This is a genomic window from Halomonas sp. TH-94 (genome assembly GCF_057473365.1).
The window spans coordinates 1-25,737 of the sequence record NZ_JBYCKL010000089.1 but is presented as its reverse complement, the minus strand read 5'-3'; the positions used below and the strand labels follow the sequence as shown (position 1 = coordinate 25,737).

Here is a 25,737-nt window from a genome sequence, read left to right as displayed (position 1 = left end):
CAGTCGTGCGTCAGGCCGTTATCGTGGGGTTCTCATCGTCGATCGTCGTCTAAATGCCCGAGCTTGATAGCCGTATCCTGCTGAGCCGCCTGCGCCTGGCCGCCCTGTTGCTGCTGGGCGTCATCCTGTGCCTAGCCCCCTACCGCCACTTCAAACCCAGTAGCGGTTTACTGGAAGCGGTGCACGAGCGCGACTTCATCAGCGTTCATACGCGCAACACGCCGAGCACCTACTACGAAGGGCGTCATGGACCGACCGGGTTCGAATACGAACTGATGCGGCGTTTCGCCGAGTTTCTCGATGTCAGCTTGACCCTGGATGCCCGTCATCATGTTCAGAGCGCGCTGGACGCGGTACGCCTGGAGGGCGATCTGGCGGCGGCAACGCTGCCGCTGGATCTGACCCAGCCCGACCTTATCTATAGTCGCCCCATCCTCGATCTGCAACCGCTGCTGGTCTATCGCCGTGGCCTGCCGCCGGTCAGGGCAGCGGAAGACCTCGCCGGCCTGACCATCGGCACGATCCGCGGCTCGGGCACCGACCTCGTGCTGCGTGAACTGCAAAATGAGCATCCGGAGCTGGGCTGGGGCGAGTCGTCGGAAGTGGAGGTCGCCGAGCTGCTGGGCCGGGTGGAGAACGGCTATCTCGATGCCGCGGTGGTATTCGAGCACCAGTTCCGGATCAACCGAATCTTCTTTCCCGGCGTGGAGCGCGGCTTCCCGCTGGGCAAGCCGCTCTCCATGGCCTGGGCTTTCCCTGCCAAGGGGGGGCTTGGGCTGCAACAGCAGGCCAACCGGTTCCTCACCGACCTGCATCAGGACGGTTGGCTCGATGAACTGATCGCACGCCATTTCGGCCATGATGACTATCTAGAGTACGTGGGGGCGCGGGTCTTCATCGGCCATCTCAACGAGCGTCTGCCCACCTATGCCGAACTGTTTCGCGAAGCGGCTCGCAACACCGGCTTCGACTGGAAACTGCTGGCAGCGCTGGGCTATCAGGAGTCTCACTGGGACCCCGAGGCCACCTCGCCCACGGGGGTGCGCGGCCTGATGATGCTTACCCTTCCCACCGCCGGCGAACTGGGCGTGAGCGACCGGCTCGATCCGGCGCAGAGTGTGGATGGCGGAGCACGCTACCTGCGCCAGCTCAAGGATCGGCTGCCCGAATCGATCCAGGGTGACGACAGGCTCTATATGGCCATGGCGGCCTATAACGTGGGGCTAGGGCATTTATATGACGCCCGCAGGATCGCCGAAGAGCTCGGCGGCGACCCCAACCGCTGGGAGGATGTGCGCGAAGCGCTGCCGCTGCTGCAGAAGCGTGAATGGCACAGCAAGACCCGACATGGCTATGCACGGGGCGGCGAACCGGTGATCTACGTGCGCAACATCCGCCGCTATTACGAGATCCTGTCGTACGTCGATCGCAGCCAGCAGCAGTACCTGCAGCTCAACGAGCTGCCAAACGGCGAGGATACTGAAGCCCCGCTGTTCGATATCATTTCTCCCCTCCTGTAGCAGAGCGTGCCCATGAACCGTCCTGCCGCTATCTTCACCTGCCTGACCTTCCTGCCCCTCGCCCTAGGCGTGATGGACGTGAGGGGCGATCGCACGCTGCACGAGCTCGTCACGCTCTGGCTGACGGGCATGCTCGTCCTGGCTCAGCTATTGATGCTGCTGGGTGGGCGGGCATTGGCGAAGGGGCTGGTATGTGCAGTGCTGCTGCCGCTGATCCTGGCACTCGCAAGCTACGCCTTGCCGGAGTACTGGATTCCGCTGTTGCACTGGGATGCCCTGAGCCAGGGAATAGCCGACGGTCTGACGCTCGAGGCATGGCGACCGGCCCTGCTGGCTACATTGAGCCTGATTCTGATCGCCGTGCTGATCGTCACACGCTCCCAATCCGCCCTTGGCGGCCCACTGCTCTTGCTCGTGGTCGTGCTGTTGCTGGGAGCTCAGGGACTGCTGGGCAAGACGGGACAGGACGCATCGCTGCTGCGCACAGCGGCCGGCTCCTGGGTCATGCTGGCCATGGCCATCCTGGTGACGAGCCTCGCCTTGGTTGCTCTGCCCGGCTGGCGCCACCACGCCGCCCCTCTCAGACGAGCCCTGGTACCCTCGCTTGCCCTTGTCCTGGGCGTGCTGATGCTGTGGTATCACCAGAAGGAGATCACCGAACGGGAGCTGTATAAAAACGTCGAGGCGGAAACCCAGCAGCTCGGCAATCGGCTGACCCGCGAGATTCAGGACCATCTGGCCGCCATAGAGCGCTTCGCCAACGTCTGGACCCTATTCGATGAGCCGCCCAGCCAGGCGGAGTGGTCCCGTCAGGCGGCGCTCTATCATCGCGATTTTCGCTACCTGCTCAATATCGCCTTCGTCGACCCCGACAGCCGCCTGACGCGTGTCTATCCGCAGAACGACATCAACCTCCGGGTTCTGGGAGCCCGGCTGTTCGACGCCCAGCCGGCGGGGCGCGAGGCGGTCAGCCGTGCACTGTTCGAGCAGCGTATCGGACGCACCGATGTGATCATGCTGCTACAGGGCGTTCCCGGCATCATTCACTACCTGCCGATCGCTAACGATGAGCAGCGCACGCTCGGCGCCGTAGCCATGGTCATCAGTCTACCCAAGCTGGCCGATACGCTGTTCAGCGAGGTGGACGGACGACACCTCGGGCTGACCTTGAGTCAGGAAGACCAGATACTGGCCAGCCAGATCCCGACAGCCGCCCTTGCGCCCCACCAGCACCAGGTTCAGCTCGATGTTGCCGGCGCGCCTCTCAGTCTGAGCGTTCAGCCCAGCCATGCCAGGCAGTTGCAGCGCCTGCCCCGGTATCCCGTGGTCAGCCTGGGCACGGGCCTCACCCTGGCCTATCTGCTCTATCTGGTGCTGCATGGCTACACCCGGCTGGCACGTCAGCACCGTCGAGTGCGCGATACCAATCGCGTACTGCGGCGCGAAATACATACCCGCAGCGAGCTGCAGGAGGAGGTCGAATGGCTGGCCCGGCATGATGAGCTGACTCGGCTGCCCAACCGGCGGCTGTTCATGGAAACGCTCGAAGCCAACGCCTTGCGGCGCCCGCTCAGCGTGTTGATCTGCGACGTCGACCACTTCAAGCGCATCAACGACCACCAGGGCCATCTCGTGGGTGATCGCTATCTGATCGCTCTGGGCCGGCTAGGGCGCGGGGTGGTCGAGGCTTCCGGCGGGGTTTTCGCCCGCTACGGCGGCGAGGAGTTCGTGGCCTGCCTGCCCCAGACCGACGCCACGCAAGCCCAGGCGATTGCCGAATCGCTGCGCAAAGGCCTGCAGGATGCCGAGTTGCAGCATCACGATGGCCAGCCGCTCACTGCCAGTATCGGCGTGGTCACCCTTGTCGACGGTCCGCTGGACGTCGCCGCCATCATGCAAGCCGCCGACGACGCTCTCTACCGCGCCAAAGCCGAGGGGCGCAACCGGGTCAGGGTTGCCGCACCGCTATTTCTCGGCGAGCAGGCCTGAAGCAGCCCCATCATTGTCTCGTCTGGCCTCGAAGAACGCCTTGAGCAACCTTGCCGCGCGGGCGCCAAGCACTCCACCCTCCACCGTGACCTGGTGGTTGTGCCAGGGCTGGGCAAACAGGTTGGCCTTCGACTCCACCATCCCGGTGCGCGGCTCTGCCGCTCCGTAGACCAGCCGGGCGATCCGCGCATGGATGATGGCACCGGTGCACATCAGGCAGGGTTCCAGGGTGACATAGAGCGTGCATCCGTCCAGCCGGTAATTGCCCTGCCTTTGGGCCGCATCGCGCAACGCGCGAATCTCGGCATGGGCGCTGGGGTCATGGCCGGAGATCGGGGCGTTGTAGCCAGCCCCGACGATCTCCCCTACCGGGTTCACCACCACAGCACCCACCGGCACCTCACCGGCGGCAAGCCCCTCGCGGGCCTGATCCAGCGCCCTGTGCATGTAGAATTCGTCACTGCGCATCGGCGCGGACTCCGTTATGCTGATGCCTGAAACAACCGTATGATACGCCCCTGAGGAAGCAACATGACCGACGCCCTGAACCAGCTCGTCGCCCTGCTTGGGCTGGAAGAAATCGAGGAGAATCTGTTTCGCGGACGCAGCCAGGATCTTGGCCTGCCGCAGCTGTTCGGCGGCCAGGTTCTCGGCCAGGCGCTTTCGGCCGCCACCCGCACGGTAGACGCGACTCGCCAAGCGCACTCCCTGCATGGCTATTTCCTGCGTCCCGGTGACCCTCATCGTCCAGTAGTTTATCAGGTGGATGGCATGCGTGACGGCGGCAGTTTCACGACGCGGCGCGTGACTGCCATTCAAAAGGGGCGGCCGATCTTCTTCTGCAGCGCCTCCTTCCATGGTCGCGAAGAGAGCATTGCACATCAGATGGCGATGCCCGACTTGGTGACACCCGAGGCGCTGGCCCAGGATCCGAACGCCCGCCTGGAGCGCTTCCCCGGCCATCCCATCGAGTTCCTCCACCTGGGCGACGAAGCCGAGCCGGGCCAGCCTTCGCGCAAGCGCCTATGGTTCCGCCTGACCGGGGAGCTGGAAGCGGACCCCGCTCTGCACCGCTACCTGCTGGCTTACAGTTCCGACTTCAACCTGCTGACCACGGCGCTGGTGCCGCACGGCATTACCTTCCGCGACCCCAAGCTGAAGATCGCCAGTCTCGACCACGCGCTGTGGTTCCATCATGACGTTCAGGTCAACGACTGGTTGCTGTACGACATGGACAGCCCCTGGGCCGGCGGCGGTCGCGGCTTCGCCCGCGGCAGCATCTACGACCGAAGCGGCAGGCTGGTCGCCTCTACCGCCCAGGAAGGCTTGACGCGGCTACGCGACTAATGTAGCAATCAAGCGCGACCGCTTTTGGCCGATCTCTATGAGTGCTTGCCTCCCGTTCAAGCCTTAGTCCGTTCAGAGATCGCTGATATGAAAACATCGGCCTCAAAAGCCTCCTTTGCGCTGGGCCTGCAGGCCCGTATCCTGATGCTGGTTCTGCTCCCACTGCTACTGACCACGTTGGGTCTGGTAGCGCTGGACTCCTACAGCCGCATTCAAGACACCCAGGACGCTCTCACCCGGCAACGACACCTCCTGATCGAAACGCGCCAGGCCGGCGTACGCGACGTGGTCGAAAGCGCTCGCACGGCCATACAACCCATCTTGCAGGATGCACGACTGAGCGATGGCGAAAAGCGCGAGCGCGCCGCCGAGATCGTGCGAGCCATTCAGTTCGAAGGTAACAACTACGTCTTTGCCTACCAGTACGACGGGCTCAACGTTGCCACTGCGCCCATGCCCCACCGGGAAGGCACCAACATGATCGGCGTTCAGGCGCCGGACGGTGCCTACATCATTCGCGACCTGATCGACGTGGCCAGGCAAGGCGGTGGATTTTACGCCTACCCCTGGGAATATCCCGGTACCAACGCCATCGAGCCTAAGTATTCTTATGCCACCCAGGTGCCCGAGTTCGAGTGGATGCTGGGAGCCGGTGTCTACGTGACCGATATCGACGCCGCCATAGCCGAGTCCGAGACGCTGGCCGCCACGGAGCTGCGTCACTCGATCCTGACCGCCGCCGTCACGGGGCTCTTGATCTTCATCGGCGTGGCCGCGATCTCCATATGGCTGGTGCGCCGTACCGTACGCCCCATTCGCCGAACCGCCGAGGCCATGCGCGACATCGCCAAGGGCCAGGGTGACCTGACCCGTCGTCTCCAGGTGGAGAGCCGCGACGAGATCGGTGAGCTCGCAGCACAGTTCAATGCCTTCGTTGCACGCATGCAAAACACCCTGCGCGATGTACGTCTCAGCACCGCGAGCGTCAATCAGGCCGCCGAGGAGATCGCTCAAGGCAGCGATGAACTTGCCACGCGCACCGAGCAGGCCGCTGCCAACCTGCAGGAGACGTCCGCCTCGATGGAGGAGATCACCGCGACGGTGAATCACAGCGCCGAGTCGGCCGAGCAGGCCAATCAGCTGGTGATAGCCACCTCGCAGGTGGCGCACGAAGGCGAGAGCGCCATGCAGCGCGTCGAGCGCACCATGGCCGACATCGATGCCTCGTCCGCTCGCATAGCCGAGATCGTCAGGCTGATCGACGGGATCGCCTTTCAAACCAACATCCTGGCACTCAATGCCTCGGTCGAGGCTGCCAGAGCAGGCGAACACGGCCGCGGTTTCGCCGTGGTGGCCCAGGAGGTCCGGACGCTGGCCAGTCGTTCCGGCGATGCGGCGCGAGAAATTCGCGCTCTGATCGACGCGTCAGTGGCTCACGCTCGCGACGGCAGCGAAATCGTTCAACGCGCGGGAGAGACCATGCGCGAGATCGTCACCAGCGTGGCGCGAGTCAATGACGTCATTGCCGAAATCAGTGCCGGCGCTCGCGAGCAGAACGCCGGTATCGGGCAGATCAACACCGCCGTGGCCGAGATGGATACCATGACCCAGCAGAACGCCGCCATGGTACAGCAGACCTCCACCGCGGCCGCCGACATGCGCCGCCATGCTCAGCACCTGAGTGAGCTGGTCGGGACCTTTGTGCTGGGGGACGACGTGGCCAAGCTGGCGACACCGGAACGGCGAGGCGCACCCGCCCGCCCCTTGCTTGAGCGCCCTGGAGCAGATCCCAAACCACGCAAGATACCGGCAGCCGAAGAGGAGTGGGAAACGTTCTAACGCATAGCGGCGGCAAGCCAACTGGCTGCCGCCGCATTTCCGCTGGCTCGTGGACGATCAAACCCTGACGCCGGGCACGTCCTGCCGCGGCCGCGGCATCGGTTCCCGGGGCGGCACATCGGTAGTGACTTCGATCTCGCTCTCTTCACCCTCCTGCCAGAAACGCAGTTGCACGTCCTCGTCCACCGCGGTGTCGCGCACCAGCTCCAGGTAGCGCAGCGGCGTATCGGGCACCTCGCCATTCACCTCCAGCAGCAGCGCACCCGGCTCAAGGCCGGCCTCGGCGGCCGGGCCGCGCACGTCGCTGACCAGCACGCCGGGGCGATCGGGCAGGTTCAGCGCTTCGCGCAAATCGTCGCTGACCGGCGCCACGGTTATGCCCAGGGCTACCACCACCTGATCGTCCAGCCCTTCGTACTCGATATCGCGCGCCGCCTCGAGTACCTGAGGCGCTACATGGATGCTCGCCCCCGCATGGATGGCCAGGGCGATGGCATCGCTGGGGCGGCTGTCGATGCGCAGGCGTTCGTCCCGCCCTGGCAGGCTCAGTTCCAGCACTCCGAGGAAGGTGTGATCGACGATGGCATCCACATAAACGCGCTCTAGAGTCGCCTCCATCTCACCAAGCACGTTGCTGAGCAGATCATGGGTCATGGGACGCGGCGAGCGCTCCCCGGCAAGGCCACGCAGGATCGCACCAGCCTCGTTGACGCCGATGAAGATCGGGATCACCTCACGCGACCCCGGCTCACGCAGCAGGACGACCGGCGGCCCGCCGAAGCCGGCTACGCCAACCGTGGCGATCTCCACTTCGATCATTTCATCGGCATCGGCCGCGAGTTCACGCGCCCCGGCGCCCAGCGAAACGGCCAGCAGCACGGCCCCGCACAGCAGCGACACCAGATGCCCGCATTTGGGCAATGACATAGGCCTTCTCCCGACAGATTGACAGGTTCAGACCTTCAGCATGGCACCCATGACGGCACCCTGCCATGCCCCGCCTTGCTACGGCTTGTTTTCCGCCCGGGCTCAGGGAAGCCGCAAGATTTCCTTGAAGCCGCCCCAGATCATGCGCTTGCCATCGAAGGGGTGATTGGCCACATCCATCATGTCGGCCATACGGGGATCTTCCATCACCTTGGCATTGATCCGATCACGCTCCTCCCGCGAGGGGTAGAGAATCCAGGAGAAGATCACCGTTTCACCCGGCTCCAGCTTGACGCTCTGGGGAAAGGAGGTGTGCTCGCCCGGCTGGACGTCATCGGCAACGCACTCCACGTACTCCAGCGCGCCGTGCTCGCGCCACACTTCTCCAGCCCGCCGGGCCATGTCCAGATACGCCTCCAGGTTGCCTTCCGGAACCGGCAGTATGAATCCATCGACGTAGCTCATGAGATTGTCTCCTGAAAAAAAGTCGTATGCGGATGGGTTCTGATACCTCATATCTCTTTCGATTCAGCGAGCGGCAATTCGACAGCAATGCCGTTCGAAAGCACCTCTTGCAGGCGGCGTTCAAGAAAGCGCCGCTCGGCGCCATGGGACACCAGGGCCAGCGCCTGGCGGTATTGCTCGGCAGCTTCCTCACATCGACCCAACCGGCGCAGCAGATCGGCGCGTGTGGCCGGCAGCAGGTGATAGCCGGGCAGATGAATCTTTTCGAGCAGCTCGAGGCCTGCCTCCACGCCATCGGCCATGGCAATCGCCACGGCTCGATTGAGCGCCACCACCGGTGTGGGTTGAATGGTGTAAAGCAAACTGTAGAGCGCAGCGATACGCCGCCAGTCGGTCTCCTGAGGCGTGGCGGCCTGCGCGTGCAATGCAGCGATGGCCGCCTGCACGCTATAGCTGCCAAGCGCTGCATCACGCAGCGCCTCTTCGACGTTAGCGATGCCCTCTTCGATCTCGTCGGCCTTCCAGCGCGTGCGATCCTGTTTTTCCAGCAGCACGATGTCCCCGGCCTCATCGGTACGCGCATCGCGCCGCGCGTGGTGCAGCAACATCAGTGCGAGCAGGCCACGTGCCTCGCGCTCGGCCGGCAGCAGTCGCACCAGCATGCGCCCCAGTCGGATCGCTTCGGCGCACAGATCGACGCGCACCCAGTCATCGCCGAAACTGGCCGCGTAGCCCTCATTGAAGATCAGGTAGATAACCGCCAGCACCGCCTCCAGGCGCTCCTCCAGTGCCGTATCGGCGGGCACCTCGAAGGGTATGCCGGCATCGCGGATCTTGGCCTTGGCCCGAACCAGCCGCTGAGCCAGGGTGGGCACCGGCACCATGAAGGCGCGGGCGATCTCCTCCGTTCGCAGCCCGCCCAGGGTGTGCAGCGTCAATGCCACCTGGGCAGGCCGCGCCAGCGCCGGATGGCAGCAGGCAAAGATCAGGCGCAGGCTGTCGAGGGGTTCGGCCTCGAGGTCGTTATCGAGCAGCAGCTCGAGGTGCTGGCGCAGCTCATCGCCCTTGCGCTCACGCATCTGCTGGTGGCGCAGCTGGTCGACCACCTTGTGACGTGCCGTGGATATCAGCCACGAGGTCGGGTTCGGCGGCCAGCCCTGTGCAGGCCACTGCATCATCGCCGCCTCGAAGGCCGCCTGCACTGCATCCTCAGCCAGCTCGAAGTGGCCGAATCGGCGAATCAGGCTGGCCAGCACGCGGCCATACTCGCGTCGATAGAGCTCATCCAAAGACACGCTATCCTCACAATCGGTAGGCGGGATCCACCGGTCGTACCTCGACCGAGCCACCGACCCGCAGCGGCGGAATGCGCCGGGCCAGCGTCAGCGCTTCATCCAGGTCGCGGCACTCCACCACATGGAAGCCGCCCAGCTGTTCGCGACTCTCGGCGAAGGGGCCGTCCAGCATGACCGTCTTGCCATTCTGCTCGCGCAGGGTGGTTGCCGAGGCCACCGACTGCAGCCGGGCACCGCCGCGGTAGTGCCCGTTGGTGACCATCTCCTGGATCAGGGCGTTGTAATCGTTCATGACCGCGTCACGCTCGGCATCCGGCAAGCCATTCCACAGCGCCTCGTCGATACAGCACATCAACATGTATTGCATGGCAGTTCTCCTGATAAGCGCAGCCTCATGGCTGCCTGATAAGAGATCGAACAAGCTCGCCGTGAATCGACAGTGCTTCGCTGGGTGACAGCCTCAAGCCGTCTCGAGCACACGAGTCGGCCGCATTTCGGCCAACAGGGTGTCGGCCAGGGCCGTCAGCAGGGCCTGTTCGCCATGACTCGTCTCGGTAACCAGCATGATGTGGGCATCCGGCAACGACGGCAGCCCATGCTCGGACGAGAGCGCGACCAACCCCGGCGTGAGCTGGCTAAGCGGCATGGGTGCAATGGCAAAACCGGTAGCGGCGGCGGCGTGCAAACTGGCTCCACTCATGCACAGCATGGCGGTGCGCTGGGCGATGCCCGCCATTGCCAACTGAGCCAAGGCAATTTCACGATAGGGGCATGGCTCGGGGAAAAGCGCCAAGGGCAGAGGGGACGGAAGCTCCTTCGACGACGCTTGCGCGCTCCAGGCCCACACCAACGGTTCTCGCCAAAGACAGGTCCCCGTACCCTGCTCACCGCACTGAGCGCCAAGTACCATATCGAGATGGCCTTGATGCATCGCAACCACCAAATCCCCCGGAATGCCCACGCGGACTTCGGTGTCCACCATGGGGTGACACGCCATGAAACTCTTGAGCGTGGTGAGCAAACGCGCATGGGCAAAGTCCTCGGCCACGCCGAGGCGGATGGTGCCTTGAAGGGCGGAACGAGTGATCTGTGACATGGCGTCCCGGTTCAACGTCAGGATCGCTCGCGCGTAGCCCAGCAGACATTCCCCGTCCGGCGTCAGCTGAACGTTGCGGGTGGTTCGCTGCAGCAACGCCTTGCCCAGCTGCGCTTCCAGGCGGCGCAGGTGGCCGCTGATGGCGGGCTGAGTCAGATGCAACCGGTTGGCGGCAGCGGTAAAGCTCCCCTCTTCGACAATCGACACGAAACTACGGAGCAGCAGAAGATCAAGCATTATAAGAGCCCGCTATAAATGGAATGCCTTGGTTCTTATTAATTTAAAATTAGAAACATTCCGATATCACCAGCAGAAAAATATAGCAGAAACCATAACGAGTGCTTCCCATTCAACTCGACATTTTTTATTTTCAGTGACTCAAAGACCCGAGGCCGCCTGCATAGGAAACCCTGATGGAAATTACCCGTAGCCGGGACTTCACCGCCGAGCGCGCCTGGGGCGCCAAGGACATCGCCAACATGAACGGCATCACCACCCGCCTGCACTGGACCGACCAGCCCTACCGCTGGCACGTCAACGACGGCAAGGAGGTCTTCGTGGTGCTCGATGGCCAGGTGGAAATGCGTTATCGCCGCGAAGGGGCCGAGCACAGTCGAATGCTGGAAGTGGGCGACATCTTCTATGCCTCCGTGGGCACCGAGCACGTCGCCTGCCCGGTGGGGGAAGCGCGAATACTGGTAATAGAGAAAGAGGGCAGCGTATAGCAACCAACGTGGTGCGAAGCCGTCAGGCCTCCTTCCACTCCACGACGACCCGCTCCCGGGGCCAGCGCACCTTGGCCATCCCAGCCAGGCGATCCTGCGTAGTATCGCGATAGCCAAGCGCCAGCAGTACCACGCTGCGCAGGCCCTGCCGCTCAAGCCCCAGCAGGGCATCCAGCTCAGCTGGATCGAAGCCTTCCATCGGCGTGGCATCGACCCGCTGTGCTGCTGCCGCGGTCAAGGCAGTGCCCAGGGCGATATAAGCTTGCCTTGCCGCCCAGTCGCGTCGCCCCGCCGGTGTGGTGAATGCGGCAACGGCGGCATGAAGCGACTGCCGATACCCTTCCAGCTCCCGGGGGTCGAGACCGCGAGCCGTTGCAGTCAATGCGATCAGCTCATCCACGTGTCGCCCATCCAGCTCCTCCCAGGCGGCGAAGATCAGCAGATGGGAGCATTCGCTGACCTGAGGCTGGTCACATGCAGTTCGTCGGATACGCTCACGTAACGCCCCGTCTTCGATCACCAGCACGCTGTAGGGCTGAAGCCCGTAGGACGACGGTGCGAGGTGTGCTGCATCGAGGATCGTGTCGAGCGTATCCCGAGGTATCTTCCTACCATTCATGCGCTTGGTGGCGTAACGCCAGTGCAGGGCTTCGATGAGAGACATGATTTCCTCCAGGATCAGGACTTGGCCATGGCCAACGGTGGCGTGCCATGCGCGGCACCACGGTGGAACAGCGCAGCACCGAGCACCACCAGTGCTCCCGCCAGGCCGAGGTAGGGCGGCACCGACTCACCCAGTAACATGACAGCGATCAGCGTGCCGGCCAGAGCCGCCACCATACCGATCTGGCTGAGGTAGACGGGGCCGGCGATTTTCTGCAGCACGAAGTAGAAGACGTAGAGCACGGTGAAGACGGCGACTTCGGCGAGCAGCAGCCGAAGCACTCCCGTCGAGCCAAGCAGCTGAGTGAATTGTCGTGCCTCGAATGCCAGAACGAAGGGCGCCAGCGTCAGGGCGCCGCCAAGCAGCATCAGCGCCGCAAGGTAGACCGGCCCCGCCTCGCCGGGCCAGCGCAGGGTGCGATAGATATTACCCAGCGCAAGGATCAGGGGAATCGCCAGAACCAGGACGGTCCAACCCTGGCCGCCCTGCATACCGCCTGCCTTGGCCCATGCCAGCAGCACTCCGCCAGCCAGACCCAACAGGACGCCCAGCAACCGCAGCGCATTGACGCGCTCCATGCCCAATCCTACCGCCAGCATCCAGGTCAGAAGAATCGGAAAGGCAAAGCTGAGCGAGATGAAGCCGGCACCCACGTGGCGTACCGCCAGGAAGACCAACGCATTGGGCAGGGCGAACAGCGCTCCCGAGACCACCCCGTACTCCAGGATGCGTCGGTTGAGCTTCATCGGCTGGCGCTGTACGGCAGCCAGCGCCAATAGCAATACGCCGGCACCGGCCACCGCCACCATCAGGAAGCTCAATCGCGGCGCGCCGGCATTGTCAGCGAGCTTGGCCACGACCAGCGAGAGAGCCAACAGGCTGCCAACCAGCAGCAGGCAGCCCAGGGCGTACCAGCCGGTGCGGTTGCTTGGTGTCGTGGAGTTCGCCATCATGGGCTCCTATAGAACGGCAAAAAGAATCTTGCCAAAAAGTATCTTGATAGAAAGATAAACACGCCTATGAACCGTGTCAAGCAAGCCATTGCTCAATGGCAACAGGAAATGCCGGATCTGGACCTGCTGCCTATGGAGGTGGTGGGGTATTTGAAGACCACGCAACTACTCGCCCAAGAGCGGCTTCAGGCGTTCTTCAAGGAGTACGGCCTACAGGCGGGTGAATTCGACGTACTGGCGACACTGCGCCGCGCCGGAGCCCCCTATCTCCTAGGGCCGACGCAGCTGTTCGAGACGCTGATGATCTCATCCGGGGGCATGACCAGCCGGCTGGATCGGCTGGAGAGGGCGGGCCTGATCCGGCGCGCGCCGAACCCCGAGGATCGACGCGGCACCTTGGTCTCGCTGACCGAGGAAGGGCTCGAGCTGATGAACCGCATGGTCCCTCTCCACGTGGAGAACGAGGCCAAGATGCTTGCCGGGCTCAGCCGCGAGGAGCAACGAACGTTGAACGAGCTGCTCGGTAAGCTGCTGGAAGGAATGGCCGACGAAGCCTGAAACGACCCCGCTGTGCTAGGCCAACGCCAGCTCTCCCTGAACGTTGCCCCGCTCGTGTTCCACCAGCCAGCGCTTGCGTGGCAGTCCGCCGCCATAGCCGGTCAGGGTGCCGTTGGCGCCGATCACCCGGTGGCACGGCACCACGATGGCCACCGGGTTGGCGCCGTTGGCCAGGCCTACGGCGCGGCTGGCCCCGGGGCGGCCGATTCTTATCGCCAGCTCGCCGTAGCTGATCGTGGTGCCTGCCGGAATGCCGCGCAACGCTTGCCACACTCGGCGCTGGAACTCGGTGCCACCCGTGGCCACCGGTAGCACATCGAGCTGGCGCGGGTCACCGGCAAAATAGGCCTCAAGCGCCATGCGCATGGTGCCGGGCACCTTGCCTTCGGCGAGCTCATAGCGGCCATAGTAACGCTTGAGCAGTCGATGCAGCCGCTCATCGTGGCTGTCGAATTCAAGCGCCCGCAATGCATCCTGGTCATCCACCACCAGGCGCAGCTCACCCACCGGTGAGGACAGCAGTTCGGTCCTGAGTCGCATCGCTTTACTCCCGCGGATATGCTTGCGTGGTGGCGGCATCGACATGCCACAGGTGCATCACGGCGTAGGCACGCCAGGGCCGCCAGGCCTCGGCTCGTGCCAGCAATTCTCTCGGTGTGGGTCGCCGGCCCTGTTCCGCCAGCGCCCGTTGCACGGCTACGTCCGAGGGCAGGAAGGCATCGGGCTCCCGGAGCCCGCGCATGGCAATGTAATGCGCTGTCCAAGCGCCAATGCCTGGCAAGGCGCACAAGCGAGCCACGGTCTCGTCAAGGTCGCTTTGGCGCTCGAACAGCTGCGGCTGTTCACGGTAGGCCGAGGCGAGTCCTGCCAGGGCGGCGGCTCGCGCGCCGGGCATGCCAAGCGCCTTGATCTCCTCGTAGTTGAAGCGTTCGGGCACGGGAAAAAGCCGATCCAGGCCGGGTTCCACCGGCGCTGCCAGTCGTTCGCCCAGGCGTTCGATCAGGCGCCCGGCCAGCCGGGTGGCGGCATCCACGCTGACCTGCTGGCCGAGTATGGCGCGCACGGCGATTTCGAAGGGGTCCCAGCCGCCCGGCACCCGCAATCCGGGCCGGCGTTCGACCAACGGCGCCAGCGTGGGGTCCCGCCCAAGCCCCTGGCGTATCGCCTCGGGGTCGGCCTGCAGATCGAACAGCCGCTGCAGCCGTGCGACGACGCCTGAGGGGTCGACATGCTCGGGCAATCGGATCGTGGCATGCAGCGCAGCCTCTTCAGCTGCCTGCTCGACGCTTACGCAGCCCACCGCCTCGCCCTCACGAAAGAGACGATGGTAGCCAGCGGCGTCGATGCGCTCGAGCCCGGGAATGGCCCGGCGCGTCAGAAAGCCCAGCATCGCCTGCCAGTCATAGGGGGGTCGGTAGGGCAAGCGCAGCGTCAGCTCTTGCGCGTGGGCAACTCCGCCAAGGCGATGGATGTCGGTCGAGTGATTCATGTCCCCATTCTAGCCTGGGCAAGGATTGGCGAGACATGAAGGAGCGACAGATTTTTCCGAAGTAGCGTAGAGTCAGCCACTACAACGTCTTGAAGTCGAGGAGTGCACGTGCACGATGAAAGCGTGACGCATCGAGATTCAGCGCGGCGCGACCCCCCACCGAGCGATCTGGAATCGTCCTTCGTCCGCCAACGCGCTGCCTTCAGAGCCAATCCCATGCCTTCCGCTACTGAGCGACGTGAATGGCTCAGGAAGCTCCGTGATGTGATCAAGAGCGAGCGGATGGCCATCGTGAGCGCGATTTCCTCCGATTTCAGCAACCGCTCGGCCGACGAAACCCTGCTAGCCGAAGTCATGCCCAGCCTGCACGGCATCGATTACGCCAGCAGGCGCTTGAAGACGTGGATGAGGCCATCCCGTCGTTCGGTTGGCCTGGCCTTCCAACCGGCCAGGGCCAAGGTCGTTTACCAACCGCTCGGAGTGGTGGGCATCATCGTGCCCTGGAACTACCCGCTGTTCCTCGCCATCAGCCCATTGACGGCCGCGCTGGCAGCCGGAAACCGCGTCATGATCAAGATGAGCGAATCGACGCCGCTCACCGCGCAACTGGTGAAAGATCTTCTTGGCAGAGTGTTTCCGGACGACCAGGTGACGGTGGTGCTGGGCGAGGCGGAGGTTGGCGAGGCATTCTCCCGCTTGCCGTTCGACCACCTGCTATTCACCGGCGCCACCTCGATCGGCCGTCACGTCATGCACGCAGCGGCCGATAATCTGACACCGGTGACGCTGGAGCTGGGCGGGAAGTCGCCGGCCATCGTTTCCCTCGACGTACCGCTGAAAGACGCCGCGCAGCGTATCGCCTTCGGCAAGTCGCTGAATGCGGGGCAAACCTGCATCGCGCCGGACTACGTGCTTGTACCGAGAGCGCGCATCGAGGCTTTCACCATGGCCTTACGCCAAGCGATGCTGAGCTTCTACCCCAAGCTCGAGGACAACCCCGACTACACCTCGATCATCAATGAACGTCATCTGGAACGCCTGAGCGGCTACCTCGAGGATGCCGTGCACAAGGGGGCTCGTGCGGTCCACATACACGATCAGGGTCAAGGTCGACGAATGCCGCTTGCGTTGCTGCTCGATGTCAGCGACGACATGCGGGTCATGCAGGAGGAGATCTTCGGGCCGCTACTGCCGATAGTGCCTTACGATCGCCTCGAGGAGGCCTTGGCGTTCGTCAACGAGCGCCCTCGCCCGTTGGCGCTCTACTATTTCGGCTACGACAGAAACGAGCAGGCACGGGTACTCAACGAGACCCATGCCGGCGGCGTATGCCTAAACGATACACTCCTGCACGCGGCCCAGGAGGACTTGCCCTTCGGCGGCGTAGGGCCGTCCGGCATGGGCCGGTATCACGGTCACGAGGGATTCCTGACCTTCAGCCACGCCAAGGGGGTATTCATCAAACAGCGCTTCAACGTCATGGCAATGATCTACCCACCTTACGGTAGAACGCTGCAGAAGGCGGTCAGGAAATTGTTCGTGCGTTGAGCCGTGCAAGTGGCTCCATGAAACGGTCTGTAACTGGCCCTTAGCAAGGAGCCAGCCTCACTCCACACTAGCGGCATCCATCAGCAAAGGAGAGGTGTCGTTCATGCCCATTCGCCGTGCCACCCAAGACGACCTTGCCCCGCTCAGTGAACTGCTCGACGGGTACCGGCAGTTCTACCGCCAGGAGTCCGACCTAGAAGGCGCCCGGCGTTTCCTTGGCGCTCGCCTGGAGCGTGGCGACTCCTACCTTCTCGTGCATGAAGGGCCGGCGGGAACGCTGCAGGGCTTCGTTCAGCTCTACCCCCTGCTTTCCACCGTGCGCCTGGCCCCGCTGTGGCTGCTCAACGACCTTTTCGTCGCACCCCAGGCGCGTCGGCAAGGTGTCGGTCGCGCTTTGATGCTGGCAGCCAGGGAGCTTGCCCAGGCCCATGGCGTCGGTCACCTCAAGCTTGCCACCGAGATCGACAATCGCTCCGCCCAGGCGCTTTACGAGTCGCTGGGCTGGCAGCGCGATACCGCTTTCTGCCACTACGGCTTGCTGTTCGATACGCAAGCAGACCGGGACTGAGAGGAGGCGCCATGTACATCCCCCCCTCAATGCGGCTCGAGCGCGAGCAAGCCTGGGAGCTTATCGAGCGGCACGACTTCGCCGCGCTGGTCGATGCCGAGCTGTCGGCCACTCACCTGCCTCTGATACTGGAGCGCAGCGAAGGCGAGCTTGGCACCCTGTACGGCCACTTCGCCCGCGCCAACCCCCAGTGGCGTACCCTGAGCGGCAACCGGGCACTGGCCATATTCAGCGGCCCACACGCCTATATTTCTCCGTCCTGGTATGCCGCTCGGCCCGCCGTGCCTACCTGGAACTATCTGGCCGTGCACGCCACGGGCAGCATCAAACTGCTGAGTGACGAAGATACGCAGACCCTGCTCGGCCGCAGCCTGGCGCACTTTGAACCCGCCCTGCTAGATTCGCTGGGCCGCGAGCACGAATACCTGAGCAAGATGCAGGCCGGCGTGGTCGGCTTTCGCCTGCGCATCGAGTCGCTCGAGGGCAAGGCCAAGCTCGGACTGCAGCGCTCCCGTGCCGATCAGGAGGGCGTCGAAGCGGCGCTGGCGGCAAGCACCGACCCTCAGGCGCGTGAGCTGTGGCGCTACATGCAGCGCCTGGCCAGCGAGGAGAGCACGCCATGAGCGCTTCCCAGAACAACGCACATGGCCGGCCGATCGGCGCTGAGCTACCCGGCTGGCAGACGGCACGGCGGCCCGACGGCATCGCCCTGCACGGCCAACGGGCTTGCCTCGAGCGCCTGTCTCCGCAGCGCCATGCCGACTCACTGTATGCGGCGTTCATGGCACCCGGCGAGGGGCTGCACGACACCCCGGAAGCACGCTGGACCTACTCCGGGGGGTTGCCCTTCACTTCCGCCGAGCAGTGTTTCGGCTGGCTGGCCGAGCGGGCGCGCAGTGAGGATCCCCTCTTCTATGCTGTCGTCGAAGCAGGGTCCAATCGCGCCCTGGGCCTTGCCAGCTATCTCAATATCGTGCCGGAACATGGCAGCATCGAAGTCGGCCATGTGCACTTCACCCCCGCGCTGCGACGCACGCCGGCAGCGACGGAAGCCATGCTGCTGATGATGCGCCACGCCTTTTCGCTAGGTTACCGACGCTATGAGTGGAAGTGCGATGCGCTCAACGCCGCCTCCAGGCGCGCCGCCGAACGGCTGGGCTTTCGCTTCGAAGGGATTTTCCGCCAGCACCGAGTGGTCACCGGGCGCAACCGGGACACCGCCTGGTTCTCAGTGCTCGACAGTGAATGGCCCGGCGTCGAAGCGCGCCTGGAGAGCTGGCTCGCGCCGGATAACTTCGACGCCCAGGGCCGGCAGCTCCGTTCGCTCTCGGCACTGACGCAGAAAGACCGTTGAGCTAGCCCGACCTTAGCTGACACCACGCCTGGGCGAGCCACTGCCCCGCTCTTTCGAGTTCAGCTTCCGGCGTACCGGCATAGCCGAGCACCAGACCGGGTCTGCCGGGCGCGGTCAGGTAATAGCTCGACAACGGCGACAGCGAGATGCCCTGCTCCACGCCTCGCTGGACCAGCAGGCGTTCGAGCTCGGCATCGTCGAGCCAGGCCACCAGGTGCATGCCTGCCTGGCCTTCCGAGAGTACCAGGCCACGCGCCACGGCAGGCGCCAGAGCCCTACGCAGCAGCGCCTGGCGATGGCGATAGCAGTCGCGCATACGCCGTATATGGCGGGAGAAATGGCCACGAGCGATGAATTCCGCCAGGGCGGACTGGACGCCGTACTGCCCCTCGCGATGGAGCCGGGCGTTGGCTCGACGAAACGGCTCGACCAGCGGCTCGGGCAGTACCACATAACCCAGGCGCAGGCCGGGATACATGACCTTGCTGAAGGTGCCCACGTAGATCACCCGCGCATCATCCACCAACCCCTGCAGGGCGGCGATCGGCCGCTGCTCATAGCGGAACTCGCTGTCGTAGTCATCCTCGATGACCCAAGCCGCGTGGCGCTCTGCGGCTTCCAGTAGCGCCAGCCTGCGGGCCAGCGTCATGGTCACACCGCTGGGGTACTGGTGCGAGGGTGTCACATAGATCAGTTTCGGACTCTGGCGGCCAGCCACAGCCTCTACGTTCATCCCCTCGCCATCTACCGGTACAGGGGTCATACCCAGCCCGGCCGCCGAGAAACACGCTTGCGCCCCGGGATAGCCCGGCTCTTCGAGCCACACCTCGTCACCGGGGTCGCTGAGCAGTCTGACGATGAGCTCGAAACCCTGCTGGGCCCCCTGCACGATCAGAATCTGCTCGGGACGGCAGCGAACCGAGCGGGACAGTTGCAGATAGTCGGCCAGCGCCTCACGCAGGGCCGGCACGCCGCCTTGGGCCTGGTACGCCAGCCAGTTCTGTGGCATGCGCTGTTGATGTCGGCGCACCAGCCGCTGCCAATGGTCGTGAGGAAAACGGTCCAGTGCCGGCACGCCGGGAACGAAGGCCGGACGGTGTTCCTGCTGAGCATGACAGAAGGCCAGCAGCGCCGCACCGCGCGCCGAAAGATGCAGGGCTCCCGAGCCCTTTACCTGAATAGGCGATGCAGCGAGTTCTGTCGTCGTCTGGCGGAAAGGCAGGTCCGCAACGAATGTCCCCGAGCCGTGGCGGGTCACCAGAAAACCTTCGGCCAGGAGCTGGTCGAAGGCGGCCAGCACCGTATTGCGCCCTAGCCCCAGCTCCTTGGCCAGCTGGCGCGAGGAGGGCAGCCGCTGACCGCAGACCAGGCGCCCCGTCTGAATCCAGTCACGCAGGCCGTGATACAAGCGCGATGTCAGGGATTGGTCGGAAGACTCAACCAGCATCAGCCCCAGTGCATCGCTCAGCCAATCGGCCTGCTCGAGGCCAGCCCCCGCCTGCGGAAGCTCCCGCTCAGCTATGGAATTCATCTGCCACGACCCGATTGCGTCCCGCTCGCTTGCCTTCATAGAGGTTATGGTCGGCGCGATGAAGGATGGCCTCCACCGTCTCTTCACTCCCCACGAATGCCGAAACCCCGCAGGTAACCGCCGCACCAAACTGATGGCCCTCTTCCGACGTGAAGGCCTGTTCCGCTATCAGATGGCGCACCTTCTCGGCGACACCCACGGCCTCCTCGATGCCGGTTTCAGGCAGCAGCAGGGCAAACTCCTCTCCACCGAGCCGAGCCGGGATATCGTTCGTGCGCAGCCTGTGGCGCAGCAGCTTACCCACGCTCACGAGCACCTGATCCCCGGCCGGGTGGCCATGCGTATCGTTAATGTGCTTGAAGTGATCGAAATCGAACAGCACTACCGATGTGGGCCTGCCGTAACGACGGTAACGAGCCAGCTCCTGCACCAGCCGCTGCATGAAATAGCGTCGGTTGAACAGGCCAGTGAGTTCGTCGGTGCGCGACAGCTGGCGCAGGCGTAGCTCCAGTCTCTTCTGCTCGGTGATGTCGCGTATGGTGCCGATCAGTATCTGCTCGTCCCCTTCAGGTACGCTGTCGGCCAGCTCGTGCACCCAGCGAATCTCGCCATCGGGTCGAATGATCCGGTGCACGACGTCGTGTTGGCCCAACTGATGAGCGCGCACGATGGCGGCTTCGACGCTCTCCAGGTCTTCGGGGTGCACCATGGATTTGAAGCCGAGAAGGCTGGGCGTGAACGTCTTGGGGTCGACACCGAAGATGTCATAGATCACGTCGGACCAGAAGAGATCCCCCGTCTTGAGACTGAGGCGCCAGTAGCCCAAGCGGGCGATGCGCTGAATGCGATCCAGGGTGTGGTTGAGATGGGCGATCTCCTCCTGCGCCGCTATCAGGTCGCGCCTGACGTGCTCGCAAGGGTCCCGGGAAGCGCCACTTCCATCGGTGTCTGCCGTGGGCCGCGCATCGTCATTGCCGTGTTTCGAGCCCTTCATGGCGTCTCAGTAGCGGTATTAGAGTCGAGTGGATGCAGCATACCTTTTGACCCCGCGTCACATTCAACGCTTTCTTGACGGTTGAGCCACGATCACACACAACGGCCGGCAGCCCGTTCATCCAGATGTCGCGCCAATCCCCGACGGCCTGCACGCATCATGGCATTATGGTTCCAGATCACCAACGGTCGCGCCACCCGGGCCAACAGGTCCATCCAGGGCCGCACCGTTCGCACTCGCCACAGGTAACGCACCAGGGTCCTGCCACTCTCCTCGCGCAGCTGCCAGCAGCCGATACCGGCTACGTCGCCATTGGCCACGCCCTCGATCAGGAAGGGCTCGCGAACGCGGATAATGCGAATATCGAAGCGCAGGCAGTAACCCAATCGACTCTTCCATACGAAGCGTTGAGTGCGACCGATGCCCGCCCCGTCGCCGACCGCAAGTTGCTGAACGTCGACCAACCCGGGCCACCACTCGGGCCATTGCAACGAATCGGTCAGAGCGGCGAAGACCGCCTCGATCGGCGCCTCGAGGTGCCAGGTGGTGGCAAACTCGAATCTGGCCATGGCGGCTAGGGAGTGAAGTGATCGTGGGGAAAATCGGGATCGAGACGAACGTCCTCCAGCAGGACGCTCTCCAGACGCTCCCCCCTTCGGTCGTAGCTCGCCACCCGCAGCGGAAACAGGGTCTCGTCATCGAGCCAAAGATCATAGCGCGACACCTCGTTCACGGCGCGGCCGGGCTCGGCTTCCACCACCACGTGCTGCACCGGGCGGCCGTCGTGAGTCGCCGGCTCCAGGCGACGCGTACTGCCATGCTGCTGCAGGCGCTGCACGTTGCGCAGCAGGGTGGCTACATCCGACTGATCCACGCGATGCCCTCCGGAACTGCGCACCATGCGGTTGGTGGGCCGCAGCGACAAGCCGGCCCGCCTGCCCGGCGAACCGAAGGGCCACAGTCGCACCTTGCCCGTAGCGTGGCGGTAGATCAGCACCGCTCCGCGAAAAGGCGATTCCATGTCCAGGCGCACATCACCGGGGTGGCGGTAGCTGTAATGGATGACCTCCTCGTCGCCGCTGCCTTGGCTGCGCAGCGTCAGACGATAGCCCTTGAGCGACGTGACGCGCGCCAGCGCCTCGGCCACCGGATCATCCCCGGCCACTTCACTCATGGCGACCAATAATAGAGGCAGCATGGGTCATCTCCTGGACGTCCTCACTTGAGCCTAGCAGGCCACGGGCGCTTGGGAAGGTGGTGGGCGAGGAGGAGAAACGGCGTGCGTGCTATCGTATTGGCGTTGCCCAATTTACGGAGTGTCCAGATGAAATACCTCGGCGCCCATGTCAGTGCCGCCGGCGGGCCCGACCAGGCCGTGTTACGCGCCGTCGAGATCGGCGCCGACGCCTTCGCTCTGTTCACCAAGAACCAGCGCCAATGGCGCGCCAAGCCCCTCGAGGACACCGCTATCGAGGCCTTTCGCAGCGCCTGCAAGGAACACGGCTTCGGCCCCGGCCAGATCCTTCCTCACGACAGCTACCTGATCAACCTCGGCCACCCGGACAAGGCGGGGCTAGAGAAGTCTCGCGCCGCCTTTCTCGATGAGATGCAACGCTGCGAGCAGTTGGGCCTGACCCTGCTCAATTTCCACCCCGGCAGCCATCTGAAGAAGATCAGCGAGAGCGAATGCCTGACCCGCATCGCCGACTCGATCAACCACGCCCTGGCCGAGACCCGCAGCGTCGTTGCGGTGATCGAGAATACCGCCGGCCAGGGAACCAACCTGGGCTGGCGCTTCGAGCATCTGGCCGAGATCATCGATCAGGTCGACGACAAGTCGCGGGTCGGCGTGTGCATCGATACCTGTCACGCCTTCGCCGCCGGCTACGACCTGCGCACGCCCGAGGCCTGCACCGCCACCCTCGACGAGTTCGGCAAGGTGGTGGGCTTCGAGTATCTGCGCGGCATGCACCTCAACGACGCCAAGAGCGAGTTCGCCAGCCGCGTCGACCGACACCACAGCCTGGGCCAGGGCAACATCGGACTCGACGCCTTCACCACCCTGATGCGCGATCCGCGCATCGACGAGATCCCCATGGTGCTGGAAACCATCGAGCCGGAGATCTGGGCCGAGGAGATCGCCTGGCTGCGTGCTCAGGTGAGCGGGGAGTGACGGCTGAACTCCCGTCAACCATTCCCGGGGCGACTACTCGAGTTCGACCAGACCATGGCGCATCGCGTAGCGAAACAGGCCCGCCAGGGAGTTGGTGTTGAGCTTGCGGTAGATGTTGCTGCGGTGCGACTCCACCGTTCGGATGCTGATCGACAATGCCTCGCCGATATCGCGACTGCTCATGCCTTCGAACATCAGCTTGAGGATGGCGGTCTCGCGCGGGGTCAGGCGCTCCTGCTTCTCCTCGAGCAGCACACGGGAAACGCCGGAGCCGAAGTGGCTACGGCCACCCGCCACTTCTCGCAAGGCAAAGACCATCTGCTCGGCTGAAGCGTCCTTGAGCACGTAACCCGCCGCTCCACAGGCCACCGCGCGACGGATGTACTCCTCGTTGTCGTGCATGGTCAGCACCAGCACCCTGATCTTGGGGCAGGTTTCATGCAGGATCTTGCACGCCTCCAGGCCGGACAAGCCGGGCATGGTAATGTCCGTCACCACCACGTCCGGCATCAGCTCCTGGGCCAGCGCCAGCAGCTCCTGGCCCGAATTCGCCACGCCTATCAGGTCAATGCCCTGCTGCGTCTCCAGCCGATAGCGCAGCCCCTCCAGCACCAGCGGATGGTCGTCCGCCAAAAGTACGCGTATAGACCTTTCCATCCCTTCTCTCCTGGCTAGCACTGGCTGCGACACGTTGAAACGGCACCTTGATGCGAATTCGCACGCCCTTGCCGGGCGCCGCTTCTATCGTCAAACGCCCACCCAGCAGATCCACCCGGTCCTGAATGTTGCGCAACCCAAGACCGGCGCCCCCCTGTTCGTGGCTCTGATCCGCTTGCCAGGCAAAGCCATCGCCATCGTCGGCAATCTCCAGATAGACCCAACTGCGACGGCGCAGCACTTTCACCCATATCTGGCGAGCCCCACCGGCATGCTTCTCGATATTGTGCAGGCTCTCCTGAGTGATGCGATACAGAGCCGTTGCCAGCACCGGCTGACACTCACCGCTGTCGATACTCGACTCGAAGTGAATCCGCACGGCCTTGCGCTCCACCAGGTCCGAACACAGGCTCTCCAGGGCCGCCACCAGGCCCAGGTCGTCGAGCACGCTGGGACGCAGGTCGTAGGCCAGGCGCCGGAGATCGTGAATGCCCGTCTCGAGGATGCGGTCGGTCGCCGCCAGCGCGGATGAGGCATCGACATGATCGCCCCGCCCCAACGCATCGTCGATGCGTTCCAGCTTGAAGCGTGCCGATACCAGGAGCTGGTTGATGCCATCGTGCAATTCGCGGGAGATCCGCCGTCGCTCTTTCTCCAGAAAGCTGAAGGTCTTCTGCGCCATTTGGACCAGCCTGCGATTCGCCACCCGCGCCTCGCTGAGATTGACCGCCAATCCGATGACGGCGATGACCAGCAGGCACGACACGGTGAAGAAGGCCATCAGCAGGATGGTTCTGCGAGCGTTCTCCACCATATGGTGTTCCATCTGGCTGACGACCAGTTCGATATCATCCAGATAGAGACCGGTGCCGAACATCCAGCCCCAATCATCCAGCCCGAGGGAGTAACCCAGCTTGAGCACCGACTCGCCCCCGGAAGGCTTGTCCCAGCGGTACTCGGTAAATCCTCCACCTTCCCGAGCGCGCTCAACCAACCGCTGAATCAGAAACTTGCCGTCTTCGTCACGGAAATCCCACAAGTCCTGCCCGACAAGATGCTCCAAGCGCGGATGGACGATATTCAAGCCATCGTAGTCGTAGACGAAGAAGTACCCGTCGGAGCCGTACTCCATGCGATGAAAAGCGTCCGCCACCAGCCCTTGAGCGACGTCTCTGGGCAATGAAGGATCTTCGTATATGTCACGAATCGCCGTATAGGCGAGTTCCATGTAGTTCTTGAGTTCAGCCCGCTTGGCTTCCAGCAATCCGTCCTTGAGGATTTCCGACTGCGCCCCGCTCAAACGCGCGCTCTGATGAATGGCAAGGAAAGTCACACCTGCACTGAGTATCAACAGCGGCAGCAAGGTCAGCAGTGTCAACTTGGTTCTGAACGTGAACACTGGCGTTATACCTTTATTTAATTATTATTTTTCTTTCTCGGCACTGCCGACTCGTTGGTTAGCGAAGTCGGCAGTGCCGTTATTGAAGCGCTTTCAAGTTCAAACTTCAGCTCACCATCCTACCACTTGGGGCAACCACAGCACCACGTCGGGGAAGACGATGATCAACGCAAGAGCGAGGAGCTGGATCAACACGAAGGGCACGGCACCCTTGTAGATGTCACCAGTGGTAATGCCCGGCGGCGCCACCCCCTTCATGAACAGCAGCGACCAGCCGAAGGGCGGTGTCAGGAAGGAAGTCTGCAGGTTCATCGCGATCAGAATGGCGACCCAGACCATGGACATGTCGCCCTGGCTCGCCAGGAAGGGCAGAAACAGCGGCACGGCAATATAGGAGATCTGGATCCACTCGAGGAAGAAGCCCAGGAAAAAGATCAGCAGCAGCATGAAGATGAGCGTGCCGTACATGCCACCCGGCACCCACTCGAACATCGCCTCGATCAAGAACTCTCCGTCCAGGCCGCGGAAAGCCAGGGCGAAGACCTGCGAGGCAATCAGCACGAAGAAGATCATGCAGCTGATGCGCAGCGATGTCTTCACGGTATCGGAGAGCACCCCCAACGTCAGGCGCCCCGAGACGATGGTC

Annotated in this window: 28 protein-coding genes; 11 read left to right on the top strand and 17 right to left on the bottom strand. The window is 63.6% G+C overall.

Annotation, left to right across the window (positions count from 1 at the left end; translation table 11 throughout):
* Positions 1-53 precede the first annotated feature (53 nt).
* Together mltF and AC2VNO_RS16490 are read left to right on the top strand one after the other, a co-directional pair.
* Entirely contained in the window at positions 54-1,520 is a 1,467-nt protein-coding gene (gene mltF, locus AC2VNO_RS16495) for a membrane-bound lytic murein transglycosylase MltF (RefSeq protein ID WP_486935153.1), read from the top strand.
* 12 nt (positions 1,521-1,532) lie between these two features.
* On the top strand, positions 1,533-3,509 hold the full coding sequence (locus tag AC2VNO_RS16490) for a GGDEF domain-containing protein (protein WP_486935152.1): 1,977 nt from the start codon (positions 1,533-1,535) through the stop codon (positions 3,507-3,509).
* Here the strand turns inward: AC2VNO_RS16490 and tadA are convergent.
* Positions 3,486-3,977, bottom strand: coding sequence for a tRNA adenosine(34) deaminase TadA (tadA, locus tag AC2VNO_RS16485; protein ID WP_486935151.1), 492 nt, complete (start codon positions 3,975-3,977; stop codon positions 3,486-3,488). The two genes, AC2VNO_RS16490 and tadA, sit on opposite strands and share 24 nt — an antisense overlap.
* Positions 3,978-4,040: 63 nt before the next feature.
* Here tadA and AC2VNO_RS16480 point away from each other — a divergent pair, with 63 nt between their 5' ends.
* Complete coding sequence (locus tag AC2VNO_RS16480; RefSeq protein WP_486935150.1) at positions 4,041-4,856, top strand: acyl-CoA thioesterase; 816 nt, start codon at positions 4,041-4,043, stop codon at positions 4,854-4,856.
* An 87-nt stretch (positions 4,857-4,943) separates the two neighbouring features.
* Positions 4,944-6,695 (top strand): methyl-accepting chemotaxis protein, encoded by a 1,752-nt coding sequence (locus AC2VNO_RS16475; RefSeq protein ID WP_486935149.1) that lies wholly within the window; start codon positions 4,944-4,946, stop codon positions 6,693-6,695.
* A gap of 57 nt (positions 6,696-6,752) precedes the next feature.
* Here AC2VNO_RS16475 and AC2VNO_RS16470 read toward each other — a convergent pair whose 3' ends face one another.
* From AC2VNO_RS16470 to AC2VNO_RS16450, 5 genes are all read right to left on the bottom strand, one after another.
* On the bottom strand, positions 6,753-7,622 hold the full coding sequence (locus AC2VNO_RS16470) for a bifunctional nuclease family protein (protein WP_486935148.1): 870 nt from the start codon (positions 7,620-7,622) through the stop codon (positions 6,753-6,755).
* Positions 7,623-7,724: 102 nt separating this feature from the next.
* On the bottom strand, positions 7,725-8,087 hold the full coding sequence (locus tag AC2VNO_RS16465; protein WP_486935147.1) for a DUF1428 domain-containing protein: 363 nt from the start codon (positions 8,085-8,087) through the stop codon (positions 7,725-7,727).
* 47 nt (positions 8,088-8,134) lie between these two features.
* On the bottom strand, positions 8,135-9,382 hold the full coding sequence (locus tag AC2VNO_RS16460) for an RNA polymerase sigma factor (protein ID WP_486935146.1): 1,248 nt from the start codon (positions 9,380-9,382) through the stop codon (positions 8,135-8,137).
* 7 nt (positions 9,383-9,389) lie between these two features.
* Complete coding sequence (locus AC2VNO_RS16455) at positions 9,390-9,749, bottom strand: YciI family protein (RefSeq protein WP_486935145.1); 360 nt, start codon at positions 9,747-9,749, stop codon at positions 9,390-9,392.
* 93 nt (positions 9,750-9,842) lie between these two features.
* Positions 9,843-10,715: a LysR family transcriptional regulator gene (locus AC2VNO_RS16450; protein ID WP_486935144.1), complete on the bottom strand. Its 873-nt coding sequence runs from the start codon at positions 10,713-10,715 to the stop codon at positions 9,843-9,845.
* A gap of 176 nt (positions 10,716-10,891) precedes the next feature.
* On the opposite strand from AC2VNO_RS16450, the gene AC2VNO_RS16445 reads away from it, so the two are divergent.
* Positions 10,892-11,203 (top strand): cupin domain-containing protein, encoded by a 312-nt coding sequence (locus AC2VNO_RS16445; RefSeq protein WP_486935143.1) that lies wholly within the window; start codon positions 10,892-10,894, stop codon positions 11,201-11,203.
* A gap of 22 nt (positions 11,204-11,225) precedes the next feature.
* On the opposite strand, the gene AC2VNO_RS16440 is transcribed toward AC2VNO_RS16445, so the two are convergent.
* Positions 11,226-11,867 (bottom strand): NAD(P)H-dependent oxidoreductase, encoded by a 642-nt coding sequence (locus tag AC2VNO_RS16440; protein WP_486935142.1) that lies wholly within the window; start codon positions 11,865-11,867, stop codon positions 11,226-11,228.
* A gap of 14 nt (positions 11,868-11,881) precedes the next feature.
* Positions 11,882-12,817 (bottom strand): EamA family transporter, encoded by a 936-nt coding sequence (locus AC2VNO_RS16435; RefSeq protein ID WP_486935141.1) that lies wholly within the window; start codon positions 12,815-12,817, stop codon positions 11,882-11,884.
* A 69-nt stretch (positions 12,818-12,886) separates the two neighbouring features.
* Here AC2VNO_RS16435 and AC2VNO_RS16430 point away from each other — a divergent pair, with 69 nt between their 5' ends.
* Positions 12,887-13,378: a MarR family winged helix-turn-helix transcriptional regulator gene (locus AC2VNO_RS16430; RefSeq protein ID WP_486935140.1), complete on the top strand. Its 492-nt coding sequence runs from the start codon at positions 12,887-12,889 to the stop codon at positions 13,376-13,378.
* Positions 13,379-13,393: 15 nt separating this feature from the next.
* Here AC2VNO_RS16430 and ogt read toward each other — a convergent pair whose 3' ends face one another.
* Both ogt and AC2VNO_RS16420 read right to left on the bottom strand, forming a co-directional pair.
* On the bottom strand, positions 13,394-13,918 hold the full coding sequence (ogt, locus tag AC2VNO_RS16425; RefSeq protein WP_486935139.1) for a methylated-DNA--[protein]-cysteine S-methyltransferase: 525 nt from the start codon (positions 13,916-13,918) through the stop codon (positions 13,394-13,396).
* A 4-nt stretch (positions 13,919-13,922) separates the two neighbouring features.
* Positions 13,923-14,867 (bottom strand): DNA-3-methyladenine glycosylase family protein, encoded by a 945-nt coding sequence (locus AC2VNO_RS16420; RefSeq protein ID WP_486935138.1) that lies wholly within the window; start codon positions 14,865-14,867, stop codon positions 13,923-13,925.
* 102 nt (positions 14,868-14,969) lie between these two features.
* Here AC2VNO_RS16420 and AC2VNO_RS16415 point away from each other — a divergent pair, with 102 nt between their 5' ends.
* From AC2VNO_RS16415 to AC2VNO_RS16400, 4 genes are all read left to right on the top strand, one after another.
* Complete coding sequence (locus AC2VNO_RS16415) at positions 14,970-16,415, top strand: coniferyl aldehyde dehydrogenase (protein ID WP_486935137.1); 1,446 nt, start codon at positions 14,970-14,972, stop codon at positions 16,413-16,415.
* Between the two features lie 103 nt (positions 16,416-16,518).
* Positions 16,519-16,983, top strand: coding sequence for a GNAT family N-acetyltransferase (locus AC2VNO_RS16410; RefSeq protein WP_486935136.1), 465 nt, complete (start codon positions 16,519-16,521; stop codon positions 16,981-16,983).
* 11 nt (positions 16,984-16,994) lie between these two features.
* A complete protein-coding gene (locus tag AC2VNO_RS16405) occupies positions 16,995-17,606 on the top strand; it encodes an FMN-binding negative transcriptional regulator (RefSeq protein ID WP_486935135.1) in 612 nt (203 codons plus the stop codon).
* The gene (locus AC2VNO_RS16400; protein ID WP_486935134.1) at positions 17,603-18,337 is read left to right on the top strand and encodes a GNAT family N-acetyltransferase; all 735 of its coding nucleotides are present in this window, start codon (positions 17,603-17,605) and stop codon (positions 18,335-18,337) included. Before AC2VNO_RS16405 ends, AC2VNO_RS16400 begins: the two co-directional genes overlap by 4 nt.
* A gap of 1 nt (position 18,338) precedes the next feature.
* Here AC2VNO_RS16400 and pdxR read toward each other — a convergent pair whose 3' ends face one another.
* The 4 genes from pdxR to AC2VNO_RS16380 all read right to left on the bottom strand — a co-directional run bounded on the left by pdxR (position 18,339) and on the right by AC2VNO_RS16380 (position 22,060).
* On the bottom strand, positions 18,339-19,868 hold the full coding sequence (pdxR, locus tag AC2VNO_RS16395; RefSeq protein ID WP_486935133.1) for a MocR-like pyridoxine biosynthesis transcription factor PdxR: 1,530 nt from the start codon (positions 19,866-19,868) through the stop codon (positions 18,339-18,341).
* The gene (locus AC2VNO_RS16390; RefSeq protein WP_486935132.1) at positions 19,852-20,862 is read right to left on the bottom strand and encodes a GGDEF domain-containing protein; all 1,011 of its coding nucleotides are present in this window, start codon (positions 20,860-20,862) and stop codon (positions 19,852-19,854) included. Before AC2VNO_RS16390 ends, pdxR begins: the two co-directional genes overlap by 17 nt.
* 92 nt (positions 20,863-20,954) lie before the next feature.
* Positions 20,955-21,431 carry an SRPBCC family protein gene (locus tag AC2VNO_RS16385; RefSeq protein WP_486935131.1) on the bottom strand — a complete coding sequence of 159 codons (477 nt, stop codon included), beginning with the start codon at positions 21,429-21,431 and terminating at the stop codon, positions 20,955-20,957.
* Positions 21,432-21,436: 5 nt separating this feature from the next.
* Positions 21,437-22,060, bottom strand: coding sequence for a LolA family protein (locus AC2VNO_RS16380; RefSeq protein WP_486935130.1), 624 nt, complete (start codon positions 22,058-22,060; stop codon positions 21,437-21,439).
* A 126-nt stretch (positions 22,061-22,186) separates the two neighbouring features.
* On the opposite strand from AC2VNO_RS16380, the gene nfo reads away from it, so the two are divergent.
* Entirely contained in the window at positions 22,187-23,035 is an 849-nt protein-coding gene (gene nfo, locus AC2VNO_RS16375) for a deoxyribonuclease IV (protein WP_486935129.1), read from the top strand.
* Positions 23,036-23,068: 33 nt separating this feature from the next.
* On the opposite strand, the gene AC2VNO_RS16370 is transcribed toward nfo, so the two are convergent.
* The 3 genes from AC2VNO_RS16370 to AC2VNO_RS16360 all read right to left on the bottom strand — a co-directional run.
* On the bottom strand, positions 23,069-23,692 hold the full coding sequence (locus AC2VNO_RS16370) for a response regulator (RefSeq protein ID WP_486935128.1): 624 nt from the start codon (positions 23,690-23,692) through the stop codon (positions 23,069-23,071).
* Positions 23,601-25,070 carry a cache domain-containing protein gene (locus tag AC2VNO_RS16365; protein WP_486935127.1) on the bottom strand — a complete coding sequence of 490 codons (1,470 nt, stop codon included), beginning with the start codon at positions 25,068-25,070 and terminating at the stop codon, positions 23,601-23,603. The genes AC2VNO_RS16370 and AC2VNO_RS16365 overlap by 92 nt, the downstream gene beginning before the upstream one ends.
* A gap of 132 nt (positions 25,071-25,202) precedes the next feature.
* A partial coding sequence (locus AC2VNO_RS16360) for a TRAP transporter large permease subunit (protein WP_486935126.1) occupies positions 25,203-25,737 on the bottom strand: 535 nt, incomplete at its 5' end.